Annotated in this window: 10 protein-coding genes; all 10 read right to left on the bottom strand. The window is 34.3% G+C overall.

The features are described 5' to 3' along the window. Nucleotides 1–24: 24 nt before the first annotated feature. The 10 genes from CUL_RS0102645 to CUL_RS19640 all read right to left on the bottom strand — a co-directional run bounded on the left by CUL_RS0102645 (nucleotide 25) and on the right by CUL_RS19640 (nucleotide 11,740). The gene (locus tag CUL_RS0102645) at nucleotides 25–969 is read right to left on the bottom strand and encodes a dihydrofolate reductase family protein (protein ID WP_025640417.1); all 945 of its coding nucleotides are present in this window, start codon (nucleotides 967–969) and stop codon (nucleotides 25–27) included. A gap of 45 nt (nucleotides 970–1,014) precedes the next feature. Next, nucleotides 1,015–1,584 carry a flavodoxin family protein gene (locus CUL_RS0102640; protein WP_025640416.1) on the bottom strand — a complete coding sequence of 190 codons (570 nt, stop codon included), beginning with the start codon at nucleotides 1,582–1,584 and terminating at the stop codon, nucleotides 1,015–1,017. 54 nt (nucleotides 1,585–1,638) lie between these two features. Beyond that, nucleotides 1,639–3,225, bottom strand: a complete 1,587-nt coding sequence (locus CUL_RS0102635; RefSeq protein WP_025640415.1) for a hypothetical protein — start codon at nucleotides 3,223–3,225, stop codon at nucleotides 1,639–1,641. Between the two features lie 18 nt (nucleotides 3,226–3,243). Further along, nucleotides 3,244–4,227: a RibD family protein gene (locus tag CUL_RS0102630; protein ID WP_025640414.1), complete on the bottom strand. Its 984-nt coding sequence runs from the start codon at nucleotides 4,225–4,227 to the stop codon at nucleotides 3,244–3,246. Nucleotides 4,228–4,252: 25 nt separating this feature from the next. Continuing rightward, the gene (locus CUL_RS0102625) at nucleotides 4,253–5,704 is read right to left on the bottom strand and encodes an FGGY family carbohydrate kinase (protein ID WP_025640413.1); all 1,452 of its coding nucleotides are present in this window, start codon (nucleotides 5,702–5,704) and stop codon (nucleotides 4,253–4,255) included. Between the two features lie 75 nt (nucleotides 5,705–5,779). Next, complete coding sequence (locus CUL_RS0102620; protein ID WP_025640412.1) at nucleotides 5,780–6,805, bottom strand: zinc-dependent alcohol dehydrogenase; 1,026 nt, start codon at nucleotides 6,803–6,805, stop codon at nucleotides 5,780–5,782. Between the two features lies 1 nt (nucleotide 6,806). Beyond that, nucleotides 6,807–7,592, bottom strand: coding sequence for a class I fructose-bisphosphate aldolase (locus tag CUL_RS0102615; RefSeq protein ID WP_025640411.1), 786 nt, complete (start codon nucleotides 7,590–7,592; stop codon nucleotides 6,807–6,809). Nucleotides 7,593–7,720: 128 nt separating this feature from the next. Beyond that, nucleotides 7,721–9,265, bottom strand: a complete 1,545-nt coding sequence (locus tag CUL_RS0102610) for a uracil permease (RefSeq protein ID WP_025640410.1) — start codon at nucleotides 9,263–9,265, stop codon at nucleotides 7,721–7,723. Between the two features lie 194 nt (nucleotides 9,266–9,459). Continuing rightward, nucleotides 9,460–10,863: an NADPH-dependent glutamate synthase gene (gene gltA / locus CUL_RS19645; RefSeq protein ID WP_005584073.1), complete on the bottom strand. Its 1,404-nt coding sequence runs from the start codon at nucleotides 10,861–10,863 to the stop codon at nucleotides 9,460–9,462. Then, nucleotides 10,856–11,740 (bottom strand): sulfide/dihydroorotate dehydrogenase-like FAD/NAD-binding protein, encoded by an 885-nt coding sequence (locus tag CUL_RS19640; protein ID WP_005584072.1) that lies wholly within the window; start codon nucleotides 11,738–11,740, stop codon nucleotides 10,856–10,858. The genes gltA and CUL_RS19640 overlap by 8 nt, the downstream gene beginning before the upstream one ends. Nucleotides 11,741–12,015 lie beyond the last annotated feature (275 nt).

Genomic DNA, 12,015 nt, shown 5'->3' with positions numbered 1-12,015 from the left:
ACCGCATAGCTATTTTTGATTATATTATTTTGTAATTCCATATATTAGTTTATGTCTTGTATAGATGAAATGTGGACTATGCATATGAATTGAAACTATCTCTGTATGGGGATGATTTACAGATGTAAAGGGCTCGCTATATCCGCCTATGCTAGCACAATGCCCACCAACAAAAATACATGAAGTATTAAGAAACATTTCATCCAATAATGATGTCTCCATCAAATGATGACAATAAGTTGGAGATTCAATAAGAACCCTCTCCATTCCCATAGCCTTTAAAACTTTAAGAAGCATTTCAGCATTTGTATTACTTCCTTCTCCTGTAATTACAATAGGAATGCTACCAATATTATCCTCAATTTGTTTTTTTATAGTAGTCATATCTGTATAGTCAATAATAAAATAAGGTTTTGTAATTTCTTTCTTTAAATTTTTAAATCCATTTGGTGATGTATTAATTAATATAGAAACATCTCCGTCTACAAATACATCATTACTAAAAGGAATTTTAGTTCCAGACGCAGTTACTATTACTGTCCATGGAGCAATTGGCAAACCTGCTTCAATTCTTGAGTTTGAAATATCCTCATCAAAAACACTTCCTGTATAATCAGGTTCTTTTATAAGGGTTCCTGAGCCAATAATTATCCCATCAGCCACTCCTCTAAGCATATTAAGTACCCAGAAATCAGCTTTGGCTCCGCCTGGATCAAGATGGTTTGTTTTGGCTATTAGTGGACCTACAAAAGAATCCTCAAAAGCAATTTTCCCGTCAATAGACATAACATATGAAGCATATGTTATAGGTCTATCTTCTGGAATATCACCAAACATCAATTTTCCATATACATCCTCAATCTTTTTACATTTCAGGCTATCAGTTGTATAGCCCATTTTTTCTGTATTGTCAAACAACATGGATAGACGAATCTCTTCTGTATCAAAATGAACAATAGGTAAAGCCATTAAATCCCTCCTGTTTAAATATTGTTTTTAAAGTCATATCTTTCTTTACTCCCTATAGCAAAGTTCATTTAATCTCTGGCCTAAATATCTTGTTTGTTCTATTGCCTTAATATTGTCCTTTGCTGGGTTTGTGTCAGTATAGTATGCATAAGCAGATCCAATCTGTTCAGCATTAGTATAGTGAAAGAAAAAATCAGCAGTTCCTTCAATAAGTAATTCCATATTGACCCATTTCCCACCGGTTGTAACTATCAATGCACCATATTTAGGTTTTATATCATCCTGTTCTTCTCTTACATTATTCTTTGCTGGCCAATAACTTTGTAGTCTAGTACATATCGTAAATAGAGGAGCAGAAAAAGTACCAAAATGCATAGGTGTAGCTACAACTACAGCATCACATTCCTCTATATCGGAATATATTTCTTGCATATCATCTTTAATAGAACAACCTTTTTTAGTAAAACAGTACCTACAATCTTTGCAAGCTGAAACATTTACCTTATAAGCATCTATTATTTTAATTTCGCCTTTTAATACAGATTTTATTTCATCAATTAAAGCAACTGTATGACCATTTTTTCGTGGTGAACCGTTTAGTATTAAAGTTTTCATGAAAAATTCCTCCTAGTGATGAAATTTTGAAAAAATACTATTTAACCAGATATCTTATTCGCCCTGTATAGTTCCTTCTAAATTTCTATCTTTCACTATAAAATTCATAGCGTAGAATGCACCGGCTAATATTAGATATATTAATGAATAGGTTGGAGCAGCATTAATCATAACAGAACTAGAATGAATAAGACCAATAAAGGAACATGCACTTGCAACTATGAAACTAATTGCTGCACCAGTCCATTTCCTATCAATTACAAAGGCAAGAGTTGCGACGTATATTATTGCAATAAGCATGGAACCTTGAGAAAGTGGTAAAAATCCTTTAGCTAATCCTGCAGAAGCTAAATGATCTGGTGTCACTAAAATATCCTTTACTGGAAAATCAATTCCTCCAGTACTCAATGCCTCTCCTATTGCAAGTTTTGCTCCATCAATACCACTATTGACTTTTCCGTAGATAAGCTCAAATATAGGTATTGCTACCCCTAAAGCCATTGCAGGATAATATTTCCTTTCATTGACTTCAAAGGCTTGGGCAGTAGATGTAAGACCAGCATAAATAATTAGCGTCATAGTAGCTGCAGCTGGTAGCACAGATGTTGCAATAGCCACAAGACCTGTTGCACAAAGAACTAAGTAAAGAACCCCAACGTAAAGAGGATATGAAGAACCAGCTTTAGCTTTCTTCCAAGCTGGATGTCCCCAATAATAGGCCATAACAAATGGATTACCTAATAGGGCTCCAATGAAATTTGAGCAAGCTAATCCAATAAGAGCAATTCTTCTATCATAATTATCATTACCTGCTGCTGCCTGTTCAATAGCTTGGATAGCACCAATAACATCTGCAAAGGCAAAGGCTAGTATTAATGGTAGATATTGAATAGCAATGGAAAGAGCTTCTCCTGAAAACAATCCAAAACTTGGTATGGCTATATATATACCCAATGTTTTAAAAGATTGAGTTACTGAACCTGGATCCATTGCTCCTGAAATCCAAGCAATAATAGTTCCTACTCCTATTCCTACAACAGCTGGAGATAGTTTTTTAAGTTGAATTTTTGCAAAATACATTGTTAATAGAACAAATAATGAAGGAATTATTATAATTGGTGTTGCAAAACCATCTCCCAAAGTAGCCATTACTAACCAAGCCAAAGATCCACCAGCTAAACCACTAAATATAGCTGGACTCGGTATAAATTCAAGTAATCTATCCATTACAAATGCGCTGATAAAAGTAAAGATAGAATGAAAGACATTTGCAAGTAACCCTACTTTCCAAGCCAATACATAATCCCCAGTACTGAGATATACTGGAATCATAATAGCATTAATCCAAACAAAAAACGTACCTGCTGCAATTCCACCAGGAAGAGCTGTTATAGTTAAATTATTTGTCCTAATTCCAACCCTTCTAGCCATAATGGTATTCCACGCAAGCAATACAAATGCTGACAAACCTATGGCTGCAACGATTCTTCCAAATACAAATTCTGAAGGCATCTTCATAACACCCATCATAATAGTGGCGCCAATAATTATTTTTGAAAAACCATCGAAAAACACCCCTATGGCTGCATCTAAATCACCAGGAGCAGACCATGGTATTTTGTTACCTGATACATTTTTCATAGCATATTCCTCCTTTTGTTATTTTTCACTTACATCATAAATAAGTCTATGTCTCAAGAAGAAAAAATGTGGACTATGGCTATGGATAGACAATACCTCTGTGTGAGGATGATAAGTAGATAGAAATCCTTTATCTCCCTTACCTAAAGTCATTGTATCCCCTCCGCCAATGTAAACACAGGAAAGATTTAAAAACAACTCATCCATAATTTTCTGTTTAATAAGGTAATTGCCATAACCAGGTGATTCAATTAATAACCTTACTACACCTATTTCTCTCAATATTTTCATCAACAATGAGGCATTTGGAAAACCTCCTTCCCCTGTTATTACAACAGGAACTATAGTGTTTTGAAAATCTATTAACTTATTAAGGATTTCCTCTTTATTATTTTCAACTTCATCCAATGTAACATAAGGTCCTAATACTACATAATCTTGTTTCATATTCTTTTCTATATGTTCTAATCCAGCAGGAGAAGTTGCAATAATCGTCGGTATCCTTTCATCCTTAAAAATCTTATGTTCCAGAGGAATATCTGTAGCATCTAAAGATATTACAATATTTAAAGGAATTTGAGGTAAGCCGTGTTTTATCCTATCTTTTTCTATATCCTCATCATAAATATGCATAGAATAATCCTCATCAGTATGTAAAGAATTTCCTCCAATTATTGATGCATCACATACCCCTCTCAATGCATTTAACAACCAAAAATCAGCCATACTTCCATCTCCAGCTAAGATATTTTTTGCTGCTACATAGAAAGCACTAGGCTCGTCAACATATGCTAATTTTCCATCTATTGAAGTAACAAAAGAAGCAAATACATAAGGCCTGTCTTCTGGTGGTTTTGGAAACCTGATATTATCCCCATAAACCTCTTTAATCTTTCGACTTTCAAAAGGAATACTATTATATTCTTTTAAACTGTGACTAGTAAATATGTTATTCACCTTAATTTTTTCAGTTTTAAATTCTGTTCTTTGAAGTTTGTCCATAATTATCCTCCTATTTTTTCATTTTTTACAAATTATTCTTAGAATAGAGTAGTTCATCAATTTTTTCTACATTTTGTTTCAACTCCGCATAAACTTGATATAAATCTTTATATTTCTGAACTTTTAAAGGATCTGGTTTAACTTTAATACGTTCAGTAAACCAAATCTTTGAAATATGGTTAAAATCACTTATATATCCACTACAATATCCAGCAAGAAAAGCTACCCCTACAGCTGTACTATTATTGGGATAAAAAGTCAAAGGGTAATTTAGTACATTAGATATTATTTCCCTAATGAGCTCACTGTTAGCGGCCCCTCCAACAATATTTATTTGATCAATGGGTTTGTCAAAGTTTAGTAAATTACTTTTAATGTTGTAAGCAATTCCCTCTATCAGAGCCCTATATAAATGAAATTGACTATGCTTACTTCTATATCCATAAATAAATTCCGCATCTAATCCGAAAAAAGATTCTTCTGATTGTTGTTTATAATGGGGTATGAAAAACAATCCCTCTGATCCTAGGGAAACTTTAGAGCCACCTTCGTTTAACTCATCCCACCAATGATATTGAAATGTTTCTCTAATGTGATTCATAGATTCTCCACATGATAATATTCTTCCAATAAATTCAGCCTTACCAGGTCCAAAATGATAAGATGATATTAGTTCTCTTGGTGGACAATTAGCATATATTATTGTTCCAGATGTTCCCAAACAAAGCATAAGGTGGTTTCTATCAAAAGCCCCTCCTCCCAATATAGATGCAAAGGAATCCCCGGTTCCTGCAATTACCAAAGTTTCTGTTGTAAGTCCTGTCTCTTCTGCAACTTGAGGCAGTACATTGCCAATGACTTGGGAAGCTGGGCAGGGGGTAGGTAAAATATCCTCTCTTATTCCAAATTGTTTAATTTTTTGACTATCCCACTCTAACTTTGCAGGATTAAAAACGCCCCCAATAATACATGCTGTATCATAATCTATAGTTGGATTCCCTGTAAGCTTATATCCAATAAAACCGTGAGGTACTAATACTTTAGCAGTTTTTTTATACCTTTCTGGGTCATTTTCTTTAACCCAAAGAATCTTTGGAAGCATAAAGCCATGGGTAATAGGCAAATCCAGTTGACCATTAATAAATTTTAATTGTTTTTCTGCTCTTACATCCGTATGCATAATGGCATTACCAATCGTTTTCCCTTGGGAATCAATACTAGATAAAGCAGGTACACAACCAGTGAGTCCAATGGATTTAATATCTTTTGCTTTTACATTTGGCAAGCTTAAAAAAAATTTAACCATCAATTTAAACTCTTCCCACCAAAGTTCACTGTCCTGTTCTTGATATCCAGCCTTCGGGATTAATATATTGTGTTTCAATTGTTTATGTGCAACTACATTTCCTTCTTGATCAACCAATACTCCTTTTGAACTAAGAGTGCCAATATCGAAGCCTAAGAAAAAAGTTGACATTCTAAATTCTCCTCTCATAATTTTATACTGTCTAAGGCAGACATTCCTTTTTAAGGAATATACTGCCTTGTCCATTTATAATTCGACAATAACCCGGTAGGTAGACATATCCTTGGACCTTTCAAATGCTTTTTTTATTTCTTCAAAAGGATATTTTTCTGAAATTAAGCTTTCAAATGGTAACCTGTTATTAGAAATAATTTCTGCTGCTTTCCTAAAAGTTTCTTTAGTATGTTTGGTTACGCCAGTTATAGTAATTTCGTTGTAATGAAATATTTTAGGATCTAAGGTTATCAAATCACTAGGTTTAGTTGAACCATAAATTACTAATCTACCACGTATATTTAAACAATTTATGCCATCTTCAATAGCCTTTTCCCCTCCAGCAGTAAAAAATACGACATCTACTCCTCTACCTAAAGTTATTTCATTTATGCTTTCAACTATATTTTCGCTAATAGGATCTATTCCATGATCTGCCCCTAGTTTCAAAGCATTTTGTCGTCTAGCAGAATCTGGTTCACTAACTATTACAGTAGCTCCCTTTTCTTTTGCTAAAAATATGTGTAATAAACCCATGACCCCTCCACCAAGTATAAGAGTATAGTCACCTATTTCCAGTTTGCCCATATCGATACTGTGATTTACACAAGCTAAAGGCTCTGCCAATGTTCCAACAGCAAAATCAATTTCATCGGATATTTTATATACTTCATATCCTTTTGCAACAAAGTATTCTGCAAATCCAGCTGGCCCAGAATATCCAGGAACCTTTTCTACATCTATAGCATTTTCACACTGATTATCATAGCCTCTACGACAATAATAACATTCTCCACAACGGGTCAGACTTGCCACAACAACCTTGTCACCAATGGCTAATTCTTGACTTACTTTTGAACCAACCTTTTCAACTATACCAGAAATTTCGTGTCCTCCAATAAAGGGAAAGCCTCCATATTGTCCTGCATAAAATTTCTGTTCCCATGTACAAATTCCAACTGCCTTTACTCTAACTAGTACCTCATCTTCCCCAACTTCTAAAGTTGGAACTTCTATTATTTCAATCTCTTCAACTCCTGGCATTACCGCAGCCCGCATATTAGTTCCCTCCTTTTAAAATACCATAAGCCTCATCTACACTTGCATTTTCATGGATAAGTGACGCTATTGCACGGGTCATGTTAACAGGATCTTCTGCACCCCAAATATTTCTACCCATAGCTACACCAAGGGCTCCTTCATCTAGAGAATTTTTTATCAAACCTAAAAACTCTTCAGGATTATCTGTTTTGGGGCCACCTAAGATCACAAGGGGGCAGAAGGTTTCCTTTACTACTTTTTTAAATCCGGGAACATAAGGTGTCTTAATAAAGTCTGGCCCAAGTTCACAAACAATTCTATTACATCTAGCTACATTTTCTAAAGTTCTAATAGCCATCCCTGCATCAAATCCACCTGGAATTACTTCAGCACATAAAGGCATACCTACACTATCACAATAATTAACTACTTTTGCTAAAGCTGGAATAGCTTTATGCTCTACCCCATTACCTATCCCTACATTTATTATTACAGCATCTGCGCCTAATCTTAGAGCATATTCAACATCAAATATTAAAGTACTATCATGGCCTTTTCCTAAAAATGTTGGTGGCATATCTAGCCTCGCAATAAGTCCTATAGGGGCTAGTTCTTTTGCAAATTTTTTCGCCACTCCTAAGTTGACTATAGCAGCGTCTGCACCACCTTTAACAATCTTTTTAATAGTTTCTCCCGGATTTTCAATAGCTGGAGAAGCTCCATTAAAAGTTCCGTGGTCCATTGCTACTATTAAAGATTTTCCATTTCCCTTAAATATCCTACTCATTCTTCTAGTTTTATCCATAAAGCAGACCTCCTATGTTTTATGTATCATTAATTAAATTATGTTTTATACATATATTTCCATGCTGTATATACCACTATACATAGTATAATATATGGATTTTTTATTGTCAAGAATAATTTGTCCTTTTAAATGCTAACAGAAGAGTTATCTTTAAATTTTTCAAATATGAAACAGCATATCCCAATTATTCCATAAAGAAGTCCAAATTGTACGCCAGATTTAGAAAACAATTCTACATGTTGGGTATGTATAAGCCCTATTAATGAACAGAAAGTTAATATAAAGGATGTAATAGCAGCTTTCCTATATTCCTTATCACATATATAGGCAGTCCATATAGCAAATAATAAGCTAGTTGAAAATGCTCCATAAGATAAATTTTTTATTCCCTTTATTAATACATTTCCTTCTATAAAGGCTTTATAACCCAAAGATTCTACTGTAAGTCCAGCCACTAGTAAAGTTGAATCTATGAAATTATCGATAAATTGGGCAAGTATAGGAAATAAAGAAATTAACATTACCATAAAATGTTTAGTTTCAGTTTTTTCCATTACTTCTGTAGTTACAGTAATACCTATATATATTAACAATATTACTATTATTTCATAAGGAACTACAGCTAAAAACAACTGGGGCAAACCAAAAAAGCAAGAAATGTATGTTAATCCAACTAGCAAAGAGTATCCTCCTCTTGCACCAACTTTTTTCCATCCTGGGTGTCCCCAATATACAGTAGTAGGAAAAGGATTTCCAAAAAGTGAGCCAATTATTGTTGATATGCCATCCATTAACATGGAACGTTTAACTGGATACTCATCTCCGACCAATGCTGCACTTTCTACCCCTTGTAAAGTGGCTATGAAATTTGCAATTTCCAGTGGGATTATTATTTGTAAATATGGAGTAATATATTTTAATCCTTTAAATGCATCTGCTATAAACAAATTTGGTGGATAAAAACTAAGATCTTTTATAGAACTTGATAAATGCTCTATATTTCTAAATCCTGTTAACCAAGCCATTAAAGTCCCTATTAATATAACAAGCAAACTTGCTGGAATATTTTTAGGTAATTTTATATCGTTGTTGAAAATGATAACAATTAGAAAAAATGGTACTAATGCTACAATAGGATTTTCAAAAACTGAGAGTATACCATTGAAAGATAACCATATTAATGCGCTAGCAGCCATATTTCCCAATAAGGCTGAAGAAGGAATTATTTTAATTATGTACTTTCCTATAAAAGCTCCTATAGCTTCAATAATTCCACCAATTAAGCTTGCAGCTAATCCTATTTGCCATGCTAATTCAGCATTTCCAGTATTCCGGTAAATAGGTATTATTATTAGATATAGCCAACTAAAAACCTGAGTAGAGCTTATTCCAAAAGGCTGGGCAGTAACATCGCTACGCTTTTCTTTATGAGCTAAACTGTAGGCTTCATAAAAATACCACAAATTACCTAAGATGGAAGCAATGGCTATCCCTGGTAATATTCTTCCTAATACTATTTCCTTAGGAAAACCTTCTCCAAATAAAAGAATTCCAATAATTGCAGATATTTTAGAAAAGGCATCTCCTAAAAGTCCAAAAAAAGCATTTAATTCACCAGGTCCCCACCATTTATATGAAAATTCTGCCTTACTTTTTGATATAGATTTCACTTTATCCACCTCCGCAATAACAGCAAAGCTGTATATACATATAGTTGTTTATACATATTATATGCTATACCCTTAATCTTTGCAATATTAATTTTCATTTCCTAAGAAAATAAAATAATATATCAAATGAAAAAAGCTACAAACTATTGAATTGAATAGCCTGTAGCTTTTATATGCTAATTATAAATATTTACTTATGAATTTGCTTTTTTACCATATTTCTCTTTTATATATTTGTCGATACCTATAGCAGCTTGTTTACCAGCCCCCATTGCAAGGATTACTGTTGCAGATCCTGTTACAGCATCTCCACCTGCGAATACTCCTTCTCTTGAAGTTTGTCCATTTTCATCTACCACTACACATTTTCTCTCATTTATTTCTAGTCCTGCTGTAGTGGCAGGGATAAGTGGATTTGGTGATGTTCCTAAAGCCATTATTACAGTATCTACATCAAATTCAAATTCAGAACCAATTATTGGTACAGGTCTCCTTCTACCTGAAGCATCTGGTTCACCTAATTCCATCCTTTGACATCTTATACTTTTAACCCATCCGTTTTCATTACCAATAATCTCTATGGGACTAGTTAGGAATTCAAACTTTATTCCTTCTTCCATAGCGTGATGAACTTCCTCTACTCTGGCTGGTAATTCTTTTTCTGTCCTTCTATAGACTACCCAAACTTCTGCACCAAGTCTAAGGGCAGTTCTAGCAGCGTCCATAGCTACGTTTCCACCACCAACAACAGCAACTTTACTGCCAACTTTTATTGGTGTATCATAATCTTCTCTAAAAGCTTTCATAAGGTTATTTCTAGTTAAGAATTCGTTTGCAGAAAATACTCCATTTAGATTCTCGCCAGATATTCCCATGAATATAGGAAGCCCTGCACCAGAACCTATGAATACCGCATGAAAACCCTCTTCTTCTAAAAGACTATCTATAGTTACAGTTCTACCAACTATTACATTGGTTTCTATTTTTACCCCAAGATTCTTTAAATTTTCTATTTCTGGTTTTACTACTGTTTCTTTCGGTAGCCTAAACTCTGGAATTCCATATACTAAAACTCCGCCTGGTTCGTGTAGGGCTTCAAATATGGTTACATCATAACCTTCTTTTGCCAAATCTCCAGCACAAGTAATACCTGCTGGCCCTGATCCAATAACTGCTACCTTAAATCCATTCTTTTCTTTAGTCTTTCCTAACTCAATATTATGCTCTCTTGCCCAATCGGCAGCAAATCTTTCAAGTTTTCCTATAGAAACTGGTTCTCCTTTAATTCCTAGTACACATACCTGTTCACATTGTTCTTCCTGAGGGCAAACCCTTCCACAAACTGCAGGTAGTGCAGTTTGCTCTGCAAGAACATGAGCAGCTTCTTCAAATTCACCTTCTGCAATATGCTTAATAAATCTAGGTATATGGATACTTACTGGACAATTACCCACACAAGGATGATGTTTACAATTTAAACATCTTTTAGCTTCAGCCATAGCTTCTTCTTCCGTATATCCTAAACAAACTTCATCAAAATTTGAAGCCCTCTCTATTGGGTCCTGTACCGAAATAGGAACTCTTTTAAATCTATCCATTATGAACACCTCCATGTTGGCATGTACATGTTTTTTCCTCTCCACGTTTAGCTAATTCAACCTCTTCTTCTTTGTATTGAGCTTGTCTCTTTAAGGCTTCATCAAAATCTACAAGATGTCCATCAAATTCCGGTCCGTCTACACATGCAAACTTTGTTTCATTGCCTACCGTCACTCTACAGGCACCACACATTCCAGTTCCATCTACCATAATTGGGTTAAGGCTTACAACGGTTTTAATGCCAAGTTTTTTTGTCAATAATGATACAAACTTCATCATTATCATTGGACCAATGGAAATTACTAAATCGTATTCCTTCCCTTGATTAACAACAAGTTCTTCTATAAGTCCGGTTACCATACCATTAAATCCATAGCTACCGTCGTCAGTAGCAATATAAAGATTACCTGCAACTTCCCTTATTTCATCTTCAAGTATTACTAAATCTTTAGTCTTTGCACCAACTATTACGTCAACATCGATACCACGTTCGTGGAACCATCTTACCTGAGGAAATACAGGAGCCGCACCAACTCCACCTGCTACAAACAGCACTTTTTGCTTTTTGATTTCTTCAATATCTGCATTAACGTAATCTGACGGTTTTCCAAGGGGACCTACAAAATCCTTAAGATAGTCTCCTTCATTAAGAGCTGCAATTCTTTTAGTGGAACTACCCATAGCTTGAATAACTATGTTGACCGTTCCTTTTTCTTTGTCATAGTTGCAGATAGTCAAAGGAATTCTTTCTCCGGCTTCGTCAACTATAACAATAATAAATTGACCTGGTTGAGCTGAGTTTGCAACCCTTGGAGCTAAAATGTCCATTGAAACAATATTAGGGGCAAGATCTTTTTTCTCAACAATTTTATACAATAGAAACTCCTCCCTCATATAATTTTATCATTTTAATTATACATCATTTGGGGTAAATATAAAAGGTTAGTTATTTATATGACTAACGCCTTTATTGGAAAATTTAGTAACAATAATTAAGCATAATTCATTCCCAATTTGGGGATACCTATAAACCAAATATCAGATATTAATGCATAAACTCTCCTGCTTGTTAGTACATGAGAAAAAGAATATTAAAATTTCCCTTTCTATAACCTAAAAGACTAATGTTTGTCATATAATTAACGATTTCT

The organism is [Clostridium] ultunense DSM 10521, from assembly GCF_000511955.1.
In the GTDB taxonomy this organism is placed as follows: Bacteria; Bacillota; Clostridia; order Tissierellales; family Tepidimicrobiaceae; genus Schnuerera; species Schnuerera ultunensis.
This window is presented reverse-complemented; position numbering and strand designations above follow the sequence as displayed.

Bases quoted from the DNA above. Each gene is read 5' to 3' on its own strand.
- CUL_RS0102625 (WP_025640413.1), bottom strand. From the start codon at position 5,704: ATGTCAACTTTTTTCTTAGGCTTCGATATTGGCACTCTTAGTTCAAAA.
- CUL_RS0102635 (WP_025640415.1), bottom strand. From the start codon at position 3,225: ATGAAAAATGTATCAGGTAACAAAATACCATGGTCTGCTCCTGGTGAT.
- CUL_RS0102630 (WP_025640414.1), bottom strand. From the start codon at position 4,227: ATGGACAAACTTCAAAGAACAGAATTTAAAACTGAAAAAATTAAGGTG.
- CUL_RS0102640 (WP_025640416.1), bottom strand. From the start codon at position 1,584: ATGAAAACTTTAATACTAAACGGTTCACCACGAAAAAATGGTCATACA.
- CUL_RS0102645 (WP_025640417.1), bottom strand. From the start codon at position 969: ATGGCTTTACCTATTGTTCATTTTGATACAGAAGAGATTCGTCTATCC.
- gltA (WP_005584073.1), bottom strand. From the start codon at position 10,863: ATGGATAGATTTAAAAGAGTTCCTATTTCGGTACAGGACCCAATAGAG.
- CUL_RS0102620 (WP_025640412.1), bottom strand. From the start codon at position 6,805: ATGCGGGCTGCGGTAATGCCAGGAGTTGAAGAGATTGAAATAATAGAA.
- CUL_RS0102615 (WP_025640411.1), bottom strand. From the start codon at position 7,592: ATGGATAAAACTAGAAGAATGAGTAGGATATTTAAGGGAAATGGAAAA.